Consider the following 21,059-nt stretch of genomic DNA (forward strand, 5'->3'; position numbering starts at 1 on the left):
CGGGCGAGATGAGCATTCACGCAAAAGCGCTGTTCGCGCTCGTGTTCGCGGCCGTCGCCGGCGGCGCGCACGCGCAGGCCGACCTGACGTCGTCGACCATTTTCAGCAGCGGCTACTCGTTCGAGGAGAAGGACGGCGAGTCGTTGTACCAGGGCATCTGCCAGGGTTGCCACATGCCGGATGCCAAGGGCGCGACCGGCGCCGGCACCTATCCGGCGCTTGCCGCCAATCCGCGCCTGGCGGCCAAGCAGTATCCGATGGTGCTGGTCGTCAACGGGTCGCGCGCGATGCCCGGTTTCGGCCGCGCGCTCAGCAACGAACAGGTGGCCGCCGTCGTCAACTACGTGCGCACGCATTTCGGCAACCAATATCCGGATACCGTGGCGCCTGCCGAAGTCCAGGCGCTGCGTCCCAAGACCGCTTCAACAGGAGAGGAATGATGATCAAGAAACTGCTGACCACCGCCGCCCTCGGCGCCACACTGCTGGCCGCCGTGCCGGCCCTTGCCGGCGACAAGGGCGTGGTCATCTACAACCCGAAGAAGGCGCCGATCGCCTCGGCGGTCGAAGTGCCGGCCGGCAAGACGCTGGTGTTCCTGTCCGGCAAGCTGTCGCAGGACGTCGTCGACCCGAAAGCGCCGAAGGATTCGCCGGCGTCGCTCGGCGATACCGAGACGCAGACGCTCGGCACGCTCAAGGTCATCGAAGCCGACCTGAAGTCGATGGGCCTCGGCATGAAGGACGTCGTCAAGATGACGGTGTTCCTCGCCGGCGATCCGGCCAAGGGCGGCAAGCTCGATTTCGGCGGCATGATGAAGTCGTATACGAAGTTCTTCGGTACGCCGGAGCAGCCGAACGTGCCGGCGCGCTCGACGGTGCAGGTCGCGGCGCTCGCCGGCCCGCAGTTCCTGGTCGAGATCGAAGTGATGGCGGTGCGTCCGTAAGGGTTCGCGGGCGGACACAGCGGCGCGCGGCCGGACGGCTGCGCGCCTTTTTTGCGTCCGCGCACCGGCGCCGTGGCCTGCGATTTGCATCGAGGTGGGCGGCGGCCCGCCATGGGACGGGCCGTGCAGCCGGTCGGTGCGCCCGCCGCAGGCTGCCGGAGGCAGATGCACAGGGCCGGTGCGGACGTGGGCGGGACAGCGAGAGCAGCGACCATCGGAACGGACGGCGAGCGGCAGGCGCGGTGGCGGGCCAGGGCTTCCTGGGCCTGCGCGGCGCTGCTGCTCGCGCTGCGCAGCCCGATGGCGCACGCCGATCTTGCCACCGAAACCGACTTCCGCATTGCGCCGCAGTCGCTGGCGACGGCGCTGACCGCCTTCTCCGAGCTGACCCACATCCAGGTCGTCACCGCCGCCGCCGACCTGCGCAGCCTGCGCTCGCCGGGTGTCATGCAGCGCGCGACGGCGGCCACGGCGCTGCAGGCCCTGTTGCGCGGGACATCCCTGCGCTTCCAGGTGGTCGGCGCCGACACCGTGGTGATCGTCGCCGCCGACGCGACCGAAACCGCGCCGCCGCCGCCGCCGCCGCCCGGTTCGCCCGAGCTGATCGACGACCTGCTGGTGATCGGGCACGGCTACACGCGCGCTTCGAACACGCTGGCGCCGCGCGACGCGGCGGCGCGGCTGAGCGGCGCCCCCGCGCAGACGTTTCTGGCCGAGCTGCCGGGCGTCAATATGCAGAACAGCGATCCGTTCGGCCTCTACGAGTTCGGCAATTCGCTGCGGGTCCGCGGCTTTTCGAGCGAGCAGGTCGGCACTTCACTCGACGGCGTGCCACTGGAGACCTACGACGTGCGCGACGGCAGCCCGCCGGAGCGTTTCGTCGACAGCGAAGAGCTGTCGACGGTGACGGTCGCGCAGGGTTCCGGCGACGTGATGATGCCCTCGTATCACGCGCTCGGCGGCTCGGTGCGTTACTTCACCGCCGAGCCCGGCGGCGACTGGCACGCGGCGCTGTCCTCGGTCGTCGGCAGCAACGACCTGACGCGCGTCTACGCACGGCTCGACACGCCGGCCTGGTGGGCCGGCGGGCCGATCGCCTACGCGAGCGCTTCGCGCACGCGCGCCGTGCAGTTCGACAATTCGCGCGCGGAAATGGCGGTCGACCACGCCACGTTCAAGCTGCGCCAGGATTTCGCGCTCGGCAGCGCGCTGCTCAGCTACCGCTACGGCCAGCGCGACGATCACGACATGCAGGACTACGATGCGCGCGGCCGCGTGTCGACGAGCTTCGATCTGCTCGAACAGCCGACCGGCGACGCCGAGCGCGATGCGCTGTACTACGGCTACTGGACCAACGGCCGCACCGATCACCTGCTGAGCCTGCGCTGGGAGTCCGAGCTGGCCGGCGGCTGGAAATTCGATGCGCTGCCGTACTTCGAGCACAAGCGCGGCTACGGCTACGCCGGCGTCGCGCCGTCGGCCGCGATCTCGCAATACGACGAGGCGACGTCCGCCGACACCGGCGTGCCCGGACGCACCGACATCGTGCCGTACGACGGCAGCGGCATCACCCAGCGCCTGGAGTCGCTCAAGGGCGATCGTCGCGGTCTGACGCTGGGCCTGCGCTACGAGGCCTGGCGCCACACGGTGCAGGCCGGCGGCTGGGTCGAGCGCTACCGTTTCGCGCAGGACCGGCCGCTGTACAACGTCGACGACGACGGCCGCATCGAGGACGGCGGCGTGCCGATCCTCGTCTACTACGATCGCCACTACGACACCCAGGTCGCGCAGTACTACCTCAAGGACAGCAGCCACTGGTTCGACACCCGGCTGCAGCTCGATGTCGGCTTCAAGGGCCTGTACGTCGACCGCGAATTCCACGGCATTCCGAATCGCGATGCGTTCAACCTGCAGCAGACGGCGCACATCGACCGCGTCGACCGCGACGCCTTCCAGCCGCAGCTCGGGCTGACCTACCGCCTCGACGAGGCGCTCGAACTGTTCGGCAACTACGCCGAGAACTTCAGCACCGCGCCGCGCAACGCGATCGGCTCGGTGACCTACGATCCGGCCCTGCGCCCGGAAACCTCGCACAACGTCGACCTCGGCCTGCGCGGCCACGGCGAGCAGTTCAGCGCCGCGGTGTCGGCGTACTACATCGACTACGCGCATCGCATCCTGACGCTGACGGTCACCAATCCGTACCGGATCAGCGAGGAGGTCTATCGCAATGTCGGCTCGATCCACACCTACGGTCTCGAGGCGGCGTCCTACTGGAAGCCGGCGCGCGGCTGGCGTTTCGGCTCGACGCTGTCGCTGAACCGCTCGCGCTTCCAGAACGACTACGCGCGCTACGACGCCGCGTTGCAGGAGACGATGACGGTCGCGGTGTCCGGCAAGACGCTGCCGGACACGCCGGATCTGATGGCGAGCCTCAGCGCGCAGTATCGCCACGGCGGCTTGTCGGCCAGCGCCGAGGCCAAGTACACCGGCCGCCGTTATTCGACGGCGACCAACGACGAGCACGTCCCCGGCAATACCGTCGTCAACGCCGCCGTCGCTTACGAGTTTGCGGCGACGCGCGCGCAGTGGCCGGGTCTGCAGCTGCAGCTCACCGTCCACAATCTGTTCGACGAGCACTACGTCGGCTACATCTCGCCGTCCGAGTTCGTCGACAACGACAACCACGGCAGCTTCCGGCTCGGCGCGCCGCGCAGCGTGTACCTGAGTCTGGCGATGGACTGGCGCTGAGCCGGCGGCACCCCGCGCAAACGAAAACGGCGGCCGCAAGGGCCGCCGTCGGGTGCCGCGAACGCGCCTACCAGCCGAACCAGAGCCGGATCGTATCGATCAGGCGGCGGAAGAAGCCGCCCTGCTCGACGTCGGCGAGCGCGACCAGCGGCACGGTCTTCAGTGTCTTGCCGTCGAGCGTGATCGTCGCCGTGCCGAGCGGCTGGCCCTTGGCCAGCGGCGCGACGATCGGGGCGTTGACGGTGGCGGCGATCTGCACGCGCTCGGCGTTGCCGCGCGGCAGTGCGAGCGCGACCGGCTCCAGCGTGCCGATCGCGACGCTGTCGGCCGCGCCCTTGTAGACGCGCGCCGTCTGCGCCGGCTTGTCCGGACCGAACAGGCTGGTGGTGTCGAAGAAGCGGAAGCCGTAGTTCAGCAGTTCGAGGCTGGCCTGTTCGCGGTAGGCCCAGCTCTTGGTGCCCATCACGGCGGCGATCAGGCGGCGGCCGTCGCGCTGCGCCGAGGTCAGCAGGCAGTAGCCGGCCTCGGAGGTATGGCCGGTCTTGATGCCGTCGATCGAAGGGTCGCGGCCGAGCAGCAGATTGCGGTTCGGCTGCTTGATCTTGTTGTAGACGAACTCGCGTTCCGAGAACAGCTTGTACCAGTCCGGGAAGTCGTGGATCAGCGCGCGGCCGAGGATCGTCAGGTCGCGGGCCGTGGTGTAGTGGTTCGGGTCCGGCAGGCCGGAGGCGTCGGCGAAGTGCGAGTTCTTCATGCCGAGCTTGGCCGCGTACTGGTTCATCAGGTCGGCGAACACCGGCTCGCTGCCGGCGACGTGCTCGGCGACCGCGACCGTCGCGTCGTTGCCCGACTGGATGATGATGCCGCGCATCAGGTCGATCAGCTTCACGCGCGAGCCGACCTGGATGAACATGCGCGACTCGCTGGAGTCGATGCCCTGGCGCCAGGCCTTCTCGCTGATCAGCACCTCGTCGTCCGGCGACAGACGCTTCTGGGCGATCTCGTCGAACACGATGTAGCTGGTCAGCACCTTGGTGATGCTGGCCGGCGCGACGCGCTGGTCCGGATTGGACGCGGCCAGCAGTTCGCCGCTGGCGTAGTCCATCAGCGCGTAGGCGGTGGCGTCGATGGCCGGCGGATCGGGGATCGCGGCGGCGTGTGCCAGCGGCGCGGCGAGGGCGAAGGCGGTGGCGAGTAGCAGCTTTTTCATTGTCGGTACGTCGAAACCTTGTGCGGCGGTACGGGGGGAACTGCGGCGGGGCCTGCAGTTTACGGCAGCGCGCCGCCGCTGTCGGCGGCGCGCGGCGATCTCATTCCTTGAGCCAGAACGCGGCGTAGCCGGCGCCGTGCAGCCAGTCGCGCACGTCCTGGGCATCGGCCTCGGAGGCGTAGGGGCCGATGACGACGCGATGCAGCTTGCCGCCCTGGCCGTCGCGCACGGCGACGCCGGACAGGCCGCGTGCCGACAACGTGTCACGCATCGCCACGGCGTTGATCGGGTCGGCATAGGCGGCGACCTGCAGCCAGCGGCCACCCGGACTCGAGTCGGTGCGCACGATTTTGGCCGGCGGCGGGCGCGACGGCGCGGCGGCAACCGGGTCGGGAAGGCGTTCGGCCGAGGCGACGGCGCGGCTGTCGTCGCCCGGCTGCAGCGCGGCGATCTGCACCTCGGCGTGGCCGTCCTGGATGATGCCGAGGCGCGCAGCCGCGGCGTATGACAGGTCGATGATGCGTTCCGAGTGGAACGGTCCGCGATCGTTGATGCGGACCACCGCGCTGCGGCCGTTGTCGAGATTGGTGACGCGCACGTAGCTCGGGATCGGCAGCGTCTTGTGCGCGGCGGTCATCGCGAACATGTCGTAGGGCTCTCCGCTGGCGGTCTTGCGGCCGTGGAATTTCTTGCCGTACCAGGAGGCGCGGCCGCGCTGCGTGAAGCCCTCGGTGTTGTCGAGTATGCGATAGACCTCGCCGAAGGCCTCGTACTCGACCGGGTTGCCGGACCGGCTGCGCGGCTCCCATTTCGGCACCGCGTCCGGCGTGCTGGCGACGTCGGCGGGGATCTCGCCGCGGACCGGGGCGCTGTCCTTGACGTCCGGCTCGGCGATGACGACGCGCGGGCGCGTATGTCCGCGCGTGCCGCCGCCGCTGCTGCCGGCGGTCGTCGGCCGGCCCGGTTCGGGCTGCGGCGCCGGGCCGACGCAGGCCGCCAGCGGCAGCAGGGCGAGCGCCGCGGCGAGCGCGTGCCACGACCTCATGGCGGCGTCGCGCCGGCGGCGGTCTCGACGCGCTGGGCCAGCTGGGTAACGGCCATCGCGTAGAAGATGCGGGGGTTGTAGGTCATGATCGAGTAGAAGTTCGGGAAGGCGAGCCAGTACTCGCGGCCGCCGTCGTCGAGCGGCAGCTCGACGATTCCGACCAGGGTATCGGCCGGCAGTTCCATCGCCGGCGCGAGCCCGGCCCGGACCAGGTCGCCGACCCGGTAGAAGTTGTCGCGCGAATTCGGCACCGCGCCCTTGGGCAGCGCGTCGCCCTTGAGCGTCGCCGGCACCGCGATCGGTTCGCCGCGGCGCCAGCGCCAGTCCGGCTGGTAGTGCGTGAAGTAATTGGCGATCGAGCCGATCGCATCCGGCAGCGACCACAGATCGCGCTGGCCGTCGCCATCGTAGTCGAGCGCCAGCCGGCGGTAGTTGCTCGGCATGAACTGCGCGTCGCCCATCGCCCCGGCGTAGGAGCCCTTCGGTTGCAGCGGGTCGAAGCCGGCGTCGCGGCACAGCACGAAGAACTCGGTCAGCTCGCTGAAGAAGAACTTGCTGCGCGTCGGATGATCGAAACCCTGCGTGGCCAGCGCGTCGAGCACGCGCACGCCGCCGGTGATGCGCCCGTAACGGGTCTCGATGCCGAGAATGCCGGCGATCACCGCCGGCGGTACGCCATATTCGAACTCGGCGCGCGACAGCTCCTCGCGGTGCTCGCGCAGCAGCGCGGCGCCGGCGCGGATGCGCGCTTCGTCGATGCGCCGCGAATACTGCGTCCAGGTTTCGGTGCGTTCCGGCGCTTTCTGTTCCTGCGAGATCAGCTGCGGCAGCTGCTTGGCCGCAGCCAGCGCGGTGCTGACCTGCTGCAGTTCCGGCTCGGAAAAGCCGTAGCGCTGGCGCAGCGTGTCGAGCAGCTCGGGGGTGCGTGGGTTGGCGCTGTAATCGATGCCGTCGGCGGACGCCGGCAGCGGGGACAACAGGCAGCAGAGCAGGGCGGCGCGGGCGATCGGCCTCATCAGTTCGCGAGCAGCTTCCGGTGGGTATGGATGGACATCAGGATACCGAAGCTCGCGAGCAGGGAAACCGCCGAGGTGCCGCCGTAGCTCACCAGCGGCAGCGGCACGCCCACCACCGGCAGCAGGCCGATGACCATGCCGATGTTGATGAACACGTAGATGAAGAAGGTCATGCCGAGGCTGCCGGCGAGCAGGCGCTGGAAGGTGTCCTGGGCGCGCGCGGCGATCCACAGGCAGCGGCCGACGATCGCCAGGTACAGCACCAGCAGCAACATGACGCCGATGAAGCCGAGCTCCTCGGAGTACACCGCGAAGATGAAGTCGGTGTGCGCTTCCGGCAGGAAGTCGAGCTTGGCCTGCGTGCCGTTGAGCCAGCCCTTGCCGAAGGCGCCGCCGGAGCCGATCGCGATCATCGACTGGGTGATGTGGTAGCCGGCGCCGAGCGGGTCGGACTCCGGATCGAGCAGGGTCAGGATGCGCTGCCGCTGGTAGTCCTGGAGCTGTTCCCAGAGGATCGGCGCGGCCGCGCCGATCGCCAGCAGCGCGCCGATGATCCAGCGCCACTGCAGGCCGCCGAGGAACAGCGCGAAACCGCCGGCGGCGACGATCAGCAGCGCGGTGCCGAGGTCCGGCTGCTTGGCGATCAGCGCCGACGGCAGGCCGATCAGCGCCAGCGTGACGAGGATCGTCAGCAGCGTCGGCGGCAGGCGCCGCGTGTGCAGGAACGCGGCGATGGTGGTCGGCATCGCTAGCTTCATGAACTCGGACGGCTGGAAGCGGATGATGCCGAGATCGAGCCAGCGCTGCGCACCCTTGGCGTGGTCGCCGAGCAGTTCGACGAGTACCAGCAGCACAATCGTGCCGAGGTAGGCCCAGGGCACCACGGTCCGGTACAGGTCCGGTGGCGCCTGCGCGATCACCGCCATCACGACGAGGCCCAGGCCGACGCGCTGCGCCTGGCTGATGACGCCGTCGATCGAATGCCCCGACGCCGAGTACTGGATGAAGATGCCGATGCCGGCGACCGCCAGCAGCAGCAGCAGCAGCCAGATGTCGATGTGCCAGCTTTCGAGCCAGTCGGCGAAGCCGGGCTCGGGCTTGTCCGGACGCTTGCGCATCGGGTGCAGGACGTCAGCGATCAACGGTCTTCCTCCTCCGGCGCGGCTGCGTCCGGCGCATCCGGTGTCGGTGCCGCAGCGGCCGGCGCGCCGGACGGTACCGGTTTCTGCAGCATCTGCTGCAGTTCCGGCGGCACCGGCAGGCCCGGCACGATCGACGGTGTCACGCGGCTCGAAGCCTCGGTCGCGTTCTCGTTGCCGTACAGCACGTAGCCGAGCAGATACTGGTCCATGACCTGGCGCGCGATCGGCGCGGCGATCGAGGCGCCGTGGCCGCCGTGCTCGGCCATCACGGCGACGGCGATGCGCGGCGCCTCGGCCGGCGCGAAGGCGATGAACAGCGCGTGGTCGCGCAGCCGCAGCGGCATGTCCTCCTGCTTCGGCGCGCGGACCTCATCCTGGCGCAGACCGGCGACCTGCGCCGAGCCGGTCTTGGCGGCGATGCGGTACGGCGCGCTGCGGCCGATCGCGTAGGCAGTGCCGCCGGGTTCCTGGGTGACCGCTTCCATCGCCGCGATCACCGTATCCCAGTTGGCGTTGTCCTTGAGGTCGATCTTCGGCAGCGGCTCCGGCTGGATCTCGGACAGCTTGCGCGTGATCGGGTCCTCGATCGCGTGCAGCACGTGCGGCTTGTAGCCGTCGCCGCGCATGGCGATGCGCGCCGTCATCTGCGCGAGCTGCAGCGGCGTGACCAGCACGTAGCCCTGGCCGATGCCGGTGTTGAGCGTCTCGCCCGGATACCAGTTCTCGCGGCGCGCCTTGCGCTTCCATTCGCGTGACGGGTACAGGCCGCCCTTCTCGAGCGGCAGGTCGACGCCGGTCACGTGGCCAAGCCCGAAGCCGGTCATCGCCTCGTGCATGCGGTCGATGCCGAGCATCGTCGCCAGGTTGTAGAAGTAGATGTCGCAGGAGCGCTTGACGCCTTCGAGCATGTCGACCGCGCCGTGGCCGGAGCGCCGCCAGCAGCGGTACTTGCGCGACGAGCCGGGCAGCGTCATTTCGCCGCGGCAGTACTCGGTGTGCTCGGGCGTGACGACGCCGTACTCGAGCCCGGCCAGCGCCATCGCCGGCTTGACCGTCGAGCCGGGCGGATAAAGGCCCTGCAGCGAGCGGTTGAACAGCGGCCGCTGCGGGTCGTTCAGCAGCGTCTGGTAGGTGCCGTTGTCGATGCCGCCGACGAACAGCTGCGGATCGAAGCCCGGCTTGCTGACCATGGCAATGACTTCGCCGTTGCGCGGATCGAGCGCGACCACCGAGCCGAGGAAGTTGCCCATCGCCTGCTCGGCGACGGCCTGCACCTTGGTGTCGATCGACAGGTACAGGTTGCGGCCCGGGTAGCCGCGCCGGTAGTCCAGCTCGCGCAGGGGGCGGCCGTAGGCATTGGCCTCGATGATCTTGGCGCCCGGCTCGCCGCGCAGCAGGTCTTCCTGGCTCTTCTCGACGCCGTTCTTGCCGATCTGGGTCAGGCCGAGGAACTGGCTTTCGTTGGCGGCGCGCAGCTCTTCCTCGCTGATGCCGCCGACGTAGCCGACCAGGTGTGCGGCCGAAGCGCCGAACGGATAGTTGCGCGTCAGGCCGGCGTTGATCTCGACGCCCGGGAACTGGTAGCGGTCGATCTCGTAGCGTGCGACCTCTTCCATCGTCAGGTTCGAGCGCAGCGGCACGCCGCGGTAGCGCGGCGACTTGCGCACGCGATCCTTGAAGCGGGTGACGTCGGCGTCGGTCAGCGTGATGACGTGTTGCAGCCGCGCCAGCAGCTTGTCCATCGCCTCGCGGCTGCCGACCTGTTCCGGCGTCACTTCGAGTACGAAGGCCGGCTGGTTCTGCGCCAGCAGCGAGCCGTTGCGGTCGTAGATCAGGCCGCGCACCGGCGCGACCGGCGTGACGCGCATGCGGTTCTCGTCTGCGCGCGTCTGGTAGTGCTCGTGCTCGACGATCTGCAGGTCGACCAGACGAGCGACCAGCACCACCACGCCGACGAAGCAGAACAGCACGGCGACCCCGGCGCGGCGCAGGAAGGCGTCGCGCTCGGCGTGGACGTTCTTCAACGCGTCACGACGCCGCTTGCCGAACAGGGCCATCAGCGCAAGACCTTAATCATCGTCTCCGCCCGGCCGGCGGATCAGTTCCATCACGCTCCACAGCAGCGGCCAGAACAGCGTCGTCGAGATCGCCGGCAGCCAGCGCAGCCAGATTTCCGGGCGATGGTTGGTGGCGCCGTCGATCCAGAACATCAGGAAGCAGTACAGCACCCAGGCCGGGATCAGCGCGAGCGTCGCCTGCCACAGCGGGAACATGATGAAGAAGCTGCGCAGGCGCACGACCAGATACACGACCACGACCAGGCCCAGCGCATGCTGGCCGAACGGCGCGGCGTACAGCACGTCGAGCATCAGGCCGATCAGGAAGGCCGGAATCAGCGACGGCAGCTGCGGCTCGCGCAGCGCCCAGTAGGCCAGCATCAGCGGCATCCACAGGGGGCGCGCCGCCGACAGCGAATCGGGCAGCTCGACCAGCTGCAGCAGCAGGCCGACGATCAGGCTCAGCAGGAAGGCGGCCCAGACGGCCTGCGGACTCGGACGGCTCATGGCTTCTTCGCCGGCGGGTTGGCCGGCTTGCGGGTCGGGGCGGCGGTCTTCGGCGCGGTGGGCTTCGGGGCGGCGGGCTTCTGAGCCGCCGTCTTCGCCGCCTCGGGCTTCGGTGCGCCGGCCGTGCCGCCGTCCGCCGCGGCGGCGGGCGCGGTCCCCGCCGTGCCGGTGCTGCCCGGCTGCGCCGGCGCGGCGGCCGGATCGGCGCTGGCGGGCGTATCCGCTCCGCCGGCGGCGGCCGGCACAGCGGGATGCGTGGCGGCGTCCGGGTCCTCCTGGACCGCAGCGCGCTCGGCGGCCGCGGCGGCTTCGGCCTCGGCCTGTGCGCCGCGGTTCCAGACCAGCAGCGCCTGGCGACCCTGGTTCAGCTTGGCGGCCGGATAGGCGTAGGCCTCCATGAAATGCTCGCCGGCGACCGGCTTGACGTCGTAGACGAGGCCGACCGGATAGCCGGCCGGGAAGCGGCCGCCGAGCGAGGACGACACCAGCAGGTCGCCGTTCTTGATATCGGCGTTCGACGGCAGGAACGGCAGGCGCAGGCCGCGCTCGTCGCCGAGGCCGACGGCGATCGTCTGCAGGCCGGTGCGGTTGATCTCGACCGGCATGCCGTGGTCGGGGTCGGTGACCAGCAGCGCCTTGCAGCTGTTCGGCGCGACGTCGACGACCTGGCCCATGACGCCGTGCGCGTCGACCAGCGCCTGGCCGATGTAGATGCCGTCGCGCGAGCCGCGGTTCAGCGTGATCTGGTGGCGGTACGGGTCCTGGTTGACGGCGACGATCTCGGCCACCAGCACCTGGTCGGGCAGTTGTGCCGACGAGGCCAGCAGCTCGCGCAGGCGGCGGTTCTCGGCCTCCAGCGCCTCCATCTTCGACAGCTGCGCCGAAAGCACGAACTGCTGCGCCTTGAGCGTCTCGTTTTCCTGCTCGAGGCTGTTGCGCGTGTCGATGCCGCGCGCCAGGTTGACCAGGCGCGCCGGCACCGCGGCCAGCCAGATGACCGGCGTCAGCGCATAGGCCGTCCAGGCGCGCGCGGGCTTGAGCGTATCGCCGCGCATGTCGTAGAAGATCAGGGTCAGCGCCAGGCCGATGAGGAGCAGCGTCCGCAGGCCGAAACCGGGTCCGCGCGGGAACAGCGGTCGGTGATAGGAGTCGTGCAGCGAGTTCAAGGGCGCGCTGTCAGGCTTGCGAGGTGGTTAAAAACTGGCCGCAGCATAGAGGCGCGGGACATCTCCGGCAATGCCGGACGCCGGTGCCCGCCGGCCATGCGGGCACCGGCCCTGGGGCTTTCAGTCCAGGCTGTAGAAATCCGACTGGCGATCGAGCATGTCGAGCACCATGCCGCCGCCGCGCGCGACGCAGGTCAGCGGATCGTCGGCGATGATCACCGGCAGGCCGGTTTCCTCGGAGATCAGCTTGTCGAGATCGCGCAGCAGCGCGCCGCCGCCGGTGAGCACGATGCCGCGCTCGGCGACGTCCGAGCCCAGTTCCGGCGGCGTGCGTTCGAGGGCCTGCTTGACGGCCTTGACGATGCCGGACAGCGGTTCCTGCAGCGCGTCGAGGATCTCGTTCGAGTTCATCGTGAAGTTGCGCGGCACGCCGGCGGCCAGATGGCGGCCGACGACGTCGATTTCCTGGACCTCGTGGCCCGGGAACGCGGTGCCGATCTGGATCTTGATGCGCTCGGCGGTGGCCTCGCCGATCAGCATGTTGTACTGGCGGCGCACGTAGCTGACGATCGCCTCGTCGAACTTGTCGCCGCCGATGCGCACCGACTCGGCGTAGACGATGCCGTTGAGCGAAATGACCGCGACTTCCGAGGTGCCGCCGCCGATGTCGACGACCATCGAGCCGCGCGCCTCGCCGATCGGGATGCCGGCGCCGAGCGCGGCGGCGATCGGTTCCTCGATGACCCAGACCTTGCGCGCGCCGGCGTTCTCGACCGATTCGCGGATCGCGCGGCGTTCGACCTGCGTCGAGCCGTACGGCACGCAGACCACGACGCGCGTCATCGGCCGGGTCATGCGGCCCTTCTGCACCTTGCGGATGAAGTTCTGCAGCATCTTCTCCGTGACGGTGTAGTCGGCGATCACGCCGTCGCGCAGCGGGCGCACGGTGGTGATGTTGGTCGGGGTGCGGCCGAGCATCTGCTTGGCCTCGATGCCGACCGCCTGGACCTTCTTGGCGCCGCGCGCGTCGACGCTGATCGCGACCACGGACGGTTCGTTGAGGACGATGCCCTCGTCGCGGACATAGACGAGGGTATTGGCCGTGCCCAGGTCGATGGACAGGTCATTGACAAACAAGCGGCGTACGGCGTCAAACATCTCGGGAGGCCTGATGGGATACGGTTTCAGTTTTTAGTCCCGGCAGCCTGGTGCCGCCGGAAACGCTGTGTCGCCGCATCGGGGCGGCGATGCACCTTCTCACATTCCAGTAGAATTGTGCATTCGCACATCATAAACCATTTCCCGGGCCCGTCAGGCCCCCGGAACGGCGTCAAATCCGGCCGGTCGCAACAGCCCGAAAACCCCGTCAGACAAAGCCCGCCACCGCGATGAGTCTCTCTCCCGAAAACGTCAAGCAGGTCGCCCATCTGGCGCGCCTCGAACTGCCGGCCGAGAAGATCGGCCCCTATGCCCAGCAGCTGTCGAACATCCTCGATCTGGTCGGCCAGCTGTCGGGTGCCGACACCGCCGGCGTCGAGCCGATGGCCCACCCGCTCGACATGCAGCAGCGTCTGCGTCCGGACGCCGTGACCGAGCCGGATCGCCGCGAGGCCTTCCAGGCGATCGCGCCCGAGGTCGACAACGGCCTGTATCTGGTGCCCAAGGTCATCGAGTGAATTCGCGTGCCGCCCGCCGACGCGGGCGGCCCGGCGCCGGCCCTTGCGGGCAGCGCCGCCAACCGATCCGGAATCGAAGCATGCACACGCTTTCCATCAAAGAAATGTCCGAGGGGTTGCGCGCGAAGAAGTTCTCGTCGCGCGAGCTGACCGCCCATTACCTCGCGCGCATCGAGCGGCACGACGGCACGCTCAACAGCTACATCACCGTCACCGCCGAGCGCGCGCTGAAGCACGCCGAGGCCGCCGACGCGCGGCTGGCGCGCGGCGACGCGCATGCGCTGACCGGCATCCCGCTGGCGCAGAAGGACATCTTCTGCACGCTCGGCGTCAAGACCAGCTGCGCGTCGAAGATGCTCGACAGCTTCATCGCGCCGTACGACGCCACCATCGTGCAGAAGCTGCACCATGACGCCGGCATGGTGATGCTCGGCAAGTGCAACATGGACGAGTTCGCGATGGGCTCGTCGAACGAGACCAGCTTCTACGGTCCTGTGAAGAATCCCTGGGACACGACGCGCGTGCCCGGCGGTTCGTCGGGCGGCTCGGTCGCCGCCGTCGCCGCCGGTCTGGCGCCGGCCGCGACCGCCAGCGACACCGGCGGCTCGATCCGTCAGCCGGCCGCGCTGTGCGGCCTGACCGGCATCAAGCCGACCTACGGTCGCGTCTCGCGCTACGGCATGATCGCCTTCGCCTCCAGCCTCGACCAGGCCGGCGTCGTCGCCCGCTCGGCCGAGGACGCCGCCCATGTGCTGCAGGCGATGTCGGGCTTCGATCCGCTCGACTCGACCAGCATCGAGCGGCCGGTCGACGATCTGGTCGCCGGCCTCGGCGCGTCGATCAAGGGCCTGAAGATCGGCCTGCCGAAGGAATACTTCGCGGAAGGGCTCGCCGCCAGCTCGCGCGAGAAGATCGACGCGGCGATCGGGACGCTGCAGTCGCTCGGCGCCGAGATCGTCGAGATTTCGCTGCCGAACTCGCCGCTGTCGGTGCCGACCTATTACGTGGTCGCGCCGGCCGAGGCGAGCTCCAATCTGGCGCGCTTCGACGGCGTGCGCTACGGCCATCGCGCCGAAGGCGTGAAGACGCTGGAAGAGCTCTACAAGCGCTCGCGCGGCGAGGGCTTCGGCGCCGAAGTGCAGCGTCGCATCATGATCGGCACCTACGTGCTCAGCCACGGCTACTACGACGCCTACTACCTGCAGGCGCAGAAGGTCCGCAAGCTGATCTACGAGGACTTCAAGCGCGCGTTCGAGCGCGTCGACCTGGTGCTCGGGCCGACCGCGACCGACGTCGCCTTCGGCCTCGGCAGCAAGACCGACGATCCGGTCGCGATGTACCTCAACGACATCTACACGATCGCCGCCAACCTCGCCGGTATTCCGGCGATGTCGCTGAACTGCGGCTTCGTCGAGGGGCTGCCGGTCGGTCTGCAGCTGATGGGCAATTATTTCAGCGAGGCCAAGCTGCTGAACGTGGCGCACCAGTTCCAGCAGGCGACCGATTTCCACAAGCAGATGCCCAAGGCATACGTTTAAGGGCGCACCGACATGGCATACGACAGCTCTACCTGGGAAGTGGTGATCGGACTCGAAGTCCACTGCCAGCTTCTGACGCAGTCCAAGATCTTTTCCGGCGCGGCGACCGCCTACGGCGCGGCGCCGAACACGCAGGCCGATCCGGTCACGCTGGGCCTGCCCGGCGTGCTGCCGGTGCTGAACCGGAAGGTGCTCGAATACGCGGTGAAGTTCGGTCTGGCGGTCGACGCCAAGATCGCGCCGCGCTGCGTGTTCGCGCGCAAGCACTACTTCTATCCGGACCTGCCGAAGGGCTACCAGATCTCGCAGTACGAGTTGCCGATCGTGTTCGAAGGCCATCTCGACATCGAGGTCGACGGCGCCAACGGCAGCAAGACCGTCAAGCGCATCGGCATCACCCGCGCGCACATGGAAGAAGACGCCGGCAAGTCGCTGCATGAGGGCTATGTCGGCCAGTCGGGCATCGACCTCAACCGCGCCGGCACGCCGCTGATCGAGATCGTCTCCGAGCCGGACATCCGCTCGGCGGCGGAGGCGGTGGCCTATCTCAAGAAGCTGCACCAGCTGGTCGTCTATCTCGGCATCTGCGACGGCAACATGCAGGAAGGCTCGTTCCGCTGCGACGCCAACGTCTCCGTGCGCAAGCGCGGCGAAACCAAGTTCGGCACGCGCACCGAGACCAAGAACGTCAACTCGTTCCGCTACGTCGAGAAGGCGATCGAATATGAAATCGAGCGCCAGATCGACGTCATCGAGTCGGGCGGCAAGATCGTCCAGGAAACGCGCCTGTTCAATCCGGACACCGGCGAGACGCGCTCGATGCGCTCGAAGGAAGACGCCAACGACTACCGCTACTTCCCCGATCCGGACCTGCTGCCGGTGGTGGTGACGAACGAGGATGTCGAGCGCATCCGCGCGACCATGCCGGAGCTGCCGGAAGCCAAGCGCGCGCGCTTCGTCGAGCAGTACAAGCTGCCGGCCTACGATGCCGGCGTGCTGACCGGCGAGCAGGCGCTCGCCGATTACTACGAGGCCGTGGTTGCGACCTCGAAGGCCGATGCCAAGACCTGCGCGAACTGGGTCATCACCGATCTGCTCGGTGCGCTCAACAAGCTCGGCAAGGGCATCGAGGATTCGCCGGTGACGGCGCCGATGCTGTCCGGTCTGGTCGTGCGCATCGCCGACAAGACGATCTCCGGCAAGATCGCCAAGGACGTGTTCGAGGCGATGCTGGCCGGCGAGGCGACGGGTGACGACGCCGCCGACCAGATCATCAAGGCCAAGGGCCTCGTGCAGATCACCGACGAGTCGGCGATCGTGGCGGCGATCGACGACATCATGGCGAAGAACCCGCAGCAGGTCACCGACTACCGCGCCGGCAAGGACAAGCTGTTCGGTTTCTTCGTCGGCCAGGCGATGAAGGCGACGCAGGGCAAGGCCAATCCGGAGGCGCTGAACCGGCTGCTGAAGGAAAAACTGGCGGGCTGAGACGCCGGACGAGGCGCAGCGCGCGGCGACTGTCGCGCGGGCGCTGCGCGTTCGAGCCTGGCGAAGCCGTGCCGCCGCGCCGGCTCTCGCCGCGCGCGTCCCGACGGGCGTGGAGCCGCAGCCGGACTGACAGCGAGTCGCTCCGGCTGCGAGGGCCGGGCTTCTCGTGCCTCCCTCGCGTCATCCGCCTTCGCTCGCTACGCTTCGCCGGCGTTTCATTCAGATTGATTTCGTGCACGCAGCCCCGATATTGCGCCGATGAACAACCGACTGACCGAATTCCTGCTGCCGGAGCTGGGCGTGCGCGGCGCCGTCGTCGAGTACGAGGCCGGAGTCGACACCATGCTCGGCTCGCGCCCGTACGCGCCGGACGTGCGCCGGCTGCTCGCGCAGGCGATCGCGGCGATGCCGCTGCTCGCCGCCCATACCAAGCTCGAGGGGCGCATCAGCCTGCAGTTCCAGCGCGCCGAAGGGCCGGTACAGCTGTTGGTGACGCAGGTCGAATGCCACCTCGGCGAAGGGCGCAGCAACGGCCCGGGATCGGCGCTGCGCGTGCGCGGCATGGCCAAGGCCAGGGCCGACGCCGGCGGCGATTTCGCCGAACTGTTGCACGGCGGCCAGCTGGGCCTGCTGCTGGAGCCGGAGCAGGGCGGCCAGAACTACCAGGCCGTCGTGCCGATCGAGGGGCACCGTCTGGCCGACGCGCTCGAGTTCTACTTCGAGCAGTCCGAGCAGTTGCCGACGGTCCTGCGCCTGGCTTACCACGGCGGCTGCATCCGCGGCCTGATGCTGCAGCGCCTGCCGCTCGGCGAGAAGAACAGCAGCGAGCTCAACTGGGAGCACGTCGAAGCGCTGTTTGCGACGCTGGGCGAGGACGAGCTGGCGACGACGCCGGGCCTGACGATCCTGCGCCGACTGTTCCATGAGGAGACGGTCCGCGTCTTCGATCCGCAGGCGGTGGAGTTGAGCTGCCGCTGCTCGCGCGAGGGCATCGGCGCAATGCTGCGCTCGCTCGGCGAGGAAGAGATCGCCGACCATCTGAAAACGCACGGGCAGTTCGACGTCACCTGCGAATTCTGCGGCCGGCAGTACGTATTCAGCGCCGATGACGTGCAGCAACTGTTCCTCGGCGCGCGCCTGCAGCCGTCGAACCAAACGCGGCATTGAACGGGCTGGACGCACGGCCGACGCGGCGCCCGTCGACCGCTGCGGTCGGCGCCGCGTTTGAATGCGTCGACGCGGCACGATCGCGGACCGGTCGATCCGGCGCGCGGCCGGTGATGGGGCTGCGCAGGCCCCGCCGCCGTTCGATGCGGATGGTCACGGCCTGATCGAGCCCCGCGGCCTTCGGCGCGGTGCGCCGGTCCGAGCCTTGCCGTGCCGACCCGGCGCGAAGTGCGGCGCCCCCGTTTCGCCCGGGCGGGCAGTACACGGCCGCGTGCCGCCGACGCACCTGGCGCGCCGCATGCCGAGACGCCCGCGGCGCTGTCGTGGCGACGGCGGACGCACTAAGCTTGCCGGGCCCGCTTCCGGGCCGCTCCGCCGCTGCCGTGATCGTTCCGCGCTACCGCATCGCATTGTCCCGTATCCCGCAGGCCGGTCAGGGCCTGTACCTCGATGAGCCGGTCGCCCGCGGCGCCGTGATCATTGCGCCCGACAAGGTTCACACCGTCTGGCCGGAATCGCGCCTGCGTGCCTGCGCGGCCGATTCGATCGAGGTTGAATCGAGCGTGCGCTGGTTCGAGGACTGGTTCTCGCTGACGCCGGAATGGAGCGACGAGTGCTACGTCAACCACTCGTATGCGCCGACGGCGCTGTGGCACCTGGGTTTCATCTTCGCGCTCGACGATCTGCCGGCCGGCACTGAAGTGACGATGGACTACCGCTACGTCATCGGCGACGGCGAGCGCATGCCGTTCGCCGACAGCGTGACGGGCCGCGAGATCGTCGGCCTGCCGTGGCGGCAGGTCCTGGCCGACGGCGCCCGCCGGCTGCTCGATCTGTCGGCTTAGGCCGCGCCAGCCGGCGCCGCGCTCGCCGCCGCGCCTGCCGCGGCATCCATTGCCGCGGTTCGCGCGTACAGGGGAATCGAAGGAGATTCCCGATGTCGCCGCTGCCTGCCTTCCTGCTGACCGTGCTGCTCGCCGCCGCCGCCAAGAGCGCGGCCTGGCTGCTGCAGCGCCGTACCGGCAACGCCGGCACGGTCGACGCGATCTGGGCGTGGACGCTCGGCGGCCTCGCCGTCGTCTATGCACTGGCCGGCAGCGCGCCGCCGGGCCTGCGCGTGCTGCTGGCGGCGATGGGCGGTCTCTGGGGGCTGCGGCTGGGCGTCTATCTGTGGCGCCGCAACCACGGACACCCCGAGGACTGGCGCTATGCCCAGCTGCGCGCCGCGTGGGGCCCGCAGGCGCAATTCCGGCTGTTCTGGTTCTTCCAGTTCCAGAACCTGTTCACGCTGCTGCTCGCGGCCTCGGCGTTCCTGCCGGTGGCCTATCGTGCCTCGACGCCGACGGCCGCGGCGCTCGTGCTCGCGATGCTGATCTGGACCGTCGCGGTCGCCGGCGAGGCGCTCGCGGACCGCCAGATGCGCGCGTTCCGCGCGCAGCCGGCGCATCGCGGCAGGGTCTGTCGCCGCGGTCTGTGGCGCTATTCGCGCCATCCGAACTACTTCTTCGAATGCCTGCATTGGCTGGCCTACGTGCCGCTGGCGCTCGGCGCGCCGTGGGGCTGGGTCAGCCTGGCGGCGCCGGCGGTGATGGCCTTCCTGCTGACCCGCTTCTCCGGCCTGCCGCTGCTCGAACGCGAGCTGGCGCGCCGCAAGCCGGGCTACGCCGAGTACATGCGCACCACGAGCGCGCTGCTGCCCTGGTTCCCCAAACGCCGAGAGGACGAAGCCCATGCCCCTGAACGCGATCGACTGCTGTGAGCGAGGCTGGATTCCCGATCCGCTGGCGCGCGCCGGCATGCGCCGCCTGATCGGACAGCGGCTGGTCGACGAGGGCGGCCGCGACGGCGAGCGCCGCGCCGCGCGCTTCTCCCGCCTGCTCGCCGAACTGCGCGCCAGCCCGATCGCGATCGAGACCGGCGCCGCCAACGAGCAGCATTACGAGCTGCCGGCGGCGTTCTTCCACGGCCATCTCGGCCCGCGGCTCAAGTACTCGTGCTGCCTGTACCCGTGCGGCGACGAGACGCTGGCCGAGGCCGAGGAGCGGATGCTGGCGCTCTATGCCGAACGTGCCGGCCTCGCCGACGGCCAGTCGATGCTCGATCTCGGTTGCGGCTGGGGCTCGCTGTCACTGTGGCTGGCCGAGCGTTACCCGCACGCGCGCATCGTCGGCCTGTCGAACTCGCACGGGCAGCGCGAGTTCATCGAGGCGCGCGCCCGTGCGCGCGGCTTGCGCAATCTGCGCATCGTCACCGGCAACATCGTCGACTTCGAAATGCCGGCCGAGCTGCTGCAGCACGGCTTCGACCGGGTGCTGTCGATCGAGATGCTCGAGCACATGAAGAACTACGGCCTGCTGTTCGCCAAGCTGGCGCGCTGGCTCGCGCCGGACGGGCGTCTGTTCGTGCACGTGTTCGCGCACAAGCTGCTGGCGTATCACTTCCAGGACGAGGGCCGCAGCGACTGGATGAGCCGCCATTTCTTCACCGGCGGCACCATGCCGAGCGCGGCGCTGTTCGCGCATTTCCAGGACGATCTGAAGCCGGTCGGGCAGTGGTGGGTCAACGGCCGTCACTACGAGAAGACCTCGAATCACTGGCTCGAGCGGCTCGACGCGCAGCGCGAGATCCTCCTGCCGATGCTGCGCGAGGCCTGTGGCGATCAGGCCGAGCGGTGGCTGCAGCGCTGGCGCATGTTCTACATGGCGGTCGCCGAGCTGTTCGGCTACGACGGCGGTGAGGAGTGGGGCGTCGCCCATTACCTGTTCGCGCCACGGCGCGTGCCGGGCGCTGCGCCGTGACGCGGCGCCGCGCGTCCCTGATCGGCGCGATGACGGGCGCGATGACGGGCGCGATGACGGGCGCGATCTGGACGCTGGCGGCGGCGGCCGGGCCTCAGCCGCTCAAGTTCTATGGATATGCCTATGACCTGCACTCGAACCGCTATCTCTACACCGAGGTGCACGACCAGCGTGCCGACGGCGAGCGCTGGCTCGGCGGCACGATCGCCTACTACGCGGCCGACGGCACGCGGCTCGGCCGCAAGACACTCGATTTCTCGCAGGACCCCTATGTGCCCGTTTATCGGTTCGAGATGGACGCCAGCGGCTATCTGGAGGCGATCTTCCGTGTCGACGACCGCGTGCACCTGCGCCGGCGGCTCCGAAGTGGCGAGGAACTGAAGGAAACCGCGGTTCCCCGTCTGGCCTCGATGTGCGCCGACTCCGGCTTTCACGCGCTGATACGGGCCCGCTTCGACGAACTGATGTCCGGACGGCCGCTGCATCTTCAGCTTGCCGCCGCCGGCAGCCTCGATTCGTAAAAATTCGTCGCGCGGCGCGTCGACGACGGGCCGT

Annotated in this window: 19 protein-coding genes; 11 read left to right on the forward strand and 8 right to left on the reverse strand. The window is 69.1% G+C overall.

The window, feature by feature from the left end:
- The first annotated feature begins 8 nt into the window (after positions 1 to 8).
- From K343_RS0111775 to K343_RS0111785, 3 genes are all read left to right on the forward strand, one after another.
- The gene (locus K343_RS0111775) at positions 9 to 440 is read left to right on the forward strand and encodes a c-type cytochrome (RefSeq protein ID WP_028008258.1); all 432 of its coding nucleotides are present in this window, start codon (positions 9 to 11) and stop codon (positions 438 to 440) included.
- A 2-nt stretch (positions 441 to 442) separates the two neighbouring features.
- Positions 443 to 943 carry a RidA family protein gene (locus K343_RS0111780; RefSeq protein ID WP_028008259.1) on the forward strand — a complete coding sequence of 167 codons (501 nt, stop codon included), beginning with the start codon at positions 443 to 445 and terminating at the stop codon, positions 941 to 943.
- A gap of 300 nt (positions 944 to 1,243) precedes the next feature.
- Positions 1,244 to 3,694: a TonB-dependent receptor gene (locus K343_RS0111785; protein ID WP_051278275.1), complete on the forward strand. Its 2,451-nt coding sequence runs from the start codon at positions 1,244 to 1,246 to the stop codon at positions 3,692 to 3,694.
- Between the two features lie 67 nt (positions 3,695 to 3,761).
- Here the strand turns inward: K343_RS0111785 and K343_RS0111790 are convergent, their stop codons facing one another.
- The 8 genes from K343_RS0111790 to K343_RS0111825 form a co-directional block, all read right to left on the reverse strand.
- Positions 3,762 to 4,904, reverse strand: a complete 1,143-nt coding sequence (locus tag K343_RS0111790; protein WP_028008261.1) for a D-alanyl-D-alanine carboxypeptidase family protein — start codon at positions 4,902 to 4,904, stop codon at positions 3,762 to 3,764.
- Positions 4,905 to 5,004: 100 nt separating this feature from the next.
- Complete coding sequence (locus K343_RS25175) at positions 5,005 to 5,949, reverse strand: septal ring lytic transglycosylase RlpA family protein (protein ID WP_051278277.1); 945 nt, start codon at positions 5,947 to 5,949, stop codon at positions 5,005 to 5,007.
- The gene (mltB, locus tag K343_RS0111800; RefSeq protein WP_028008262.1) at positions 5,946 to 6,965 is read right to left on the reverse strand and encodes a lytic murein transglycosylase B; all 1,020 of its coding nucleotides are present in this window, start codon (positions 6,963 to 6,965) and stop codon (positions 5,946 to 5,948) included. The genes K343_RS25175 and mltB overlap by 4 nt, the downstream gene beginning before the upstream one ends.
- On the reverse strand, positions 6,965 to 8,083 hold the full coding sequence (rodA, locus tag K343_RS0111805) for a rod shape-determining protein RodA (RefSeq protein WP_028008263.1): 1,119 nt from the start codon (positions 8,081 to 8,083) through the stop codon (positions 6,965 to 6,967). Before rodA ends, mltB begins: the two co-directional genes overlap by 1 nt.
- 20 nt (positions 8,084 to 8,103) lie before the next feature.
- Entirely contained in the window at positions 8,104 to 10,164 is a 2,061-nt protein-coding gene (mrdA, locus tag K343_RS0111810; protein WP_028008264.1) for a penicillin-binding protein 2, read from the reverse strand.
- A 12-nt stretch (positions 10,165 to 10,176) separates the two neighbouring features.
- The gene (gene mreD, locus K343_RS0111815; RefSeq protein ID WP_028008265.1) at positions 10,177 to 10,671 is read right to left on the reverse strand and encodes a rod shape-determining protein MreD; all 495 of its coding nucleotides are present in this window, start codon (positions 10,669 to 10,671) and stop codon (positions 10,177 to 10,179) included.
- Positions 10,668 to 11,837, reverse strand: coding sequence for a rod shape-determining protein MreC (gene mreC, locus K343_RS0111820; protein WP_051278279.1), 1,170 nt, complete (start codon positions 11,835 to 11,837; stop codon positions 10,668 to 10,670). The genes mreD and mreC overlap by 4 nt, the downstream gene beginning before the upstream one ends.
- 120 nt (positions 11,838 to 11,957) lie before the next feature.
- Positions 11,958 to 12,995: a rod shape-determining protein gene (locus tag K343_RS0111825; protein WP_020648980.1), complete on the reverse strand. Its 1,038-nt coding sequence runs from the start codon at positions 12,993 to 12,995 to the stop codon at positions 11,958 to 11,960.
- 230 nt (positions 12,996 to 13,225) lie between these two features.
- Between K343_RS0111825 and gatC the strand changes: the two genes are divergently transcribed.
- From gatC to K343_RS0111865, 8 genes are all read left to right on the forward strand, one after another.
- Complete coding sequence (gene gatC, locus K343_RS0111830; RefSeq protein WP_028008267.1) at positions 13,226 to 13,513, forward strand: Asp-tRNA(Asn)/Glu-tRNA(Gln) amidotransferase subunit GatC; 288 nt, start codon at positions 13,226 to 13,228, stop codon at positions 13,511 to 13,513.
- An 80-nt stretch (positions 13,514 to 13,593) separates the two neighbouring features.
- Positions 13,594 to 15,051 (forward strand): Asp-tRNA(Asn)/Glu-tRNA(Gln) amidotransferase subunit GatA, encoded by a 1,458-nt coding sequence (gene gatA / locus K343_RS0111835; protein ID WP_028008268.1) that lies wholly within the window; start codon positions 13,594 to 13,596, stop codon positions 15,049 to 15,051.
- Between the two features lie 12 nt (positions 15,052 to 15,063).
- Entirely contained in the window at positions 15,064 to 16,539 is a 1,476-nt protein-coding gene (gatB, locus tag K343_RS0111840) for an Asp-tRNA(Asn)/Glu-tRNA(Gln) amidotransferase subunit GatB (RefSeq protein WP_028008269.1), read from the forward strand.
- Between the two features lie 258 nt (positions 16,540 to 16,797).
- A complete protein-coding gene (gene hslO / locus K343_RS21850; RefSeq protein ID WP_051278282.1) occupies positions 16,798 to 17,706 on the forward strand; it encodes an Hsp33 family molecular chaperone HslO in 909 nt (302 codons plus the stop codon).
- 383 nt (positions 17,707 to 18,089) lie between these two features.
- Positions 18,090 to 18,551 carry an SET domain-containing protein gene (locus K343_RS21855; protein ID WP_043112640.1) on the forward strand — a complete coding sequence of 154 codons (462 nt, stop codon included), beginning with the start codon at positions 18,090 to 18,092 and terminating at the stop codon, positions 18,549 to 18,551.
- Between the two features lie 92 nt (positions 18,552 to 18,643).
- A complete protein-coding gene (locus tag K343_RS0111855; RefSeq protein ID WP_028008372.1) occupies positions 18,644 to 19,465 on the forward strand; it encodes a DUF1295 domain-containing protein in 822 nt (273 codons plus the stop codon).
- Positions 19,437 to 20,504 carry an SAM-dependent methyltransferase gene (locus tag K343_RS21860; protein WP_043112642.1) on the forward strand — a complete coding sequence of 356 codons (1,068 nt, stop codon included), beginning with the start codon at positions 19,437 to 19,439 and terminating at the stop codon, positions 20,502 to 20,504. The genes K343_RS0111855 and K343_RS21860 overlap by 29 nt, the downstream gene beginning before the upstream one ends.
- A 53-nt stretch (positions 20,505 to 20,557) precedes the next feature.
- Complete coding sequence (locus K343_RS0111865; RefSeq protein ID WP_154662533.1) at positions 20,558 to 21,025, forward strand: hypothetical protein; 468 nt, start codon at positions 20,558 to 20,560, stop codon at positions 21,023 to 21,025.
- Positions 21,026 to 21,059: the final 34 nt, after the last annotated feature.

Source organism: Solimonas flava DSM 18980 (genome assembly GCF_000426685.1).
GTDB lineage: Bacteria > Pseudomonadota > Gammaproteobacteria > Nevskiales > Nevskiaceae > Solimonas > Solimonas flava.

Coding starts and splice junctions, on each gene's coding strand:
- K343_RS0111775 (WP_028008258.1), top strand. CDS start 9: ATGAGCATTCACGCAAAAGCGCTGTTCGCGCTCGTGTTCGCGGCCGTC.
- K343_RS0111785 (WP_051278275.1), top strand. CDS start 1,244: ATGGCGCACGCCGATCTTGCCACCGAAACCGACTTCCGCATTGCGCCG.
- K343_RS0111790 (WP_028008261.1), bottom strand. CDS start 4,904: ATGAAAAAGCTGCTACTCGCCACCGCCTTCGCCCTCGCCGCGCCGCTG.
- K343_RS25175 (WP_051278277.1), bottom strand. CDS start 5,949: ATGAGGTCGTGGCACGCGCTCGCCGCGGCGCTCGCCCTGCTGCCGCTG.
- mltB (WP_028008262.1), bottom strand. CDS start 6,965: ATGAGGCCGATCGCCCGCGCCGCCCTGCTCTGCTGCCTGTTGTCCCCG.
- rodA (WP_028008263.1), bottom strand. CDS start 8,083: ATGCGCAAGCGTCCGGACAAGCCCGAGCCCGGCTTCGCCGACTGGCTC.
- mrdA (WP_028008264.1), bottom strand. CDS start 10,164: ATGGCCCTGTTCGGCAAGCGGCGTCGTGACGCGTTGAAGAACGTCCAC.
- mreD (WP_028008265.1), bottom strand. CDS start 10,671: ATGAGCCGTCCGAGTCCGCAGGCCGTCTGGGCCGCCTTCCTGCTGAGC.
- K343_RS0111825 (WP_020648980.1), bottom strand. CDS start 12,995: ATGTTTGACGCCGTACGCCGCTTGTTTGTCAATGACCTGTCCATCGAC.
- gatC (WP_028008267.1), top strand. CDS start 13,226: ATGAGTCTCTCTCCCGAAAACGTCAAGCAGGTCGCCCATCTGGCGCGC.
- gatA (WP_028008268.1), top strand. CDS start 13,594: ATGCACACGCTTTCCATCAAAGAAATGTCCGAGGGGTTGCGCGCGAAG.
- gatB (WP_028008269.1), top strand. CDS start 15,064: ATGGCATACGACAGCTCTACCTGGGAAGTGGTGATCGGACTCGAAGTC.
- hslO (WP_051278282.1), top strand. CDS start 16,798: ATGAACAACCGACTGACCGAATTCCTGCTGCCGGAGCTGGGCGTGCGC.
- K343_RS0111855 (WP_028008372.1), top strand. CDS start 18,644: ATGTCGCCGCTGCCTGCCTTCCTGCTGACCGTGCTGCTCGCCGCCGCC.
- K343_RS21860 (WP_043112642.1), top strand. CDS start 19,437: ATGCCCCTGAACGCGATCGACTGCTGTGAGCGAGGCTGGATTCCCGAT.
- K343_RS0111865 (WP_154662533.1), top strand. CDS start 20,558: ATGACGGGCGCGATCTGGACGCTGGCGGCGGCGGCCGGGCCTCAGCCG.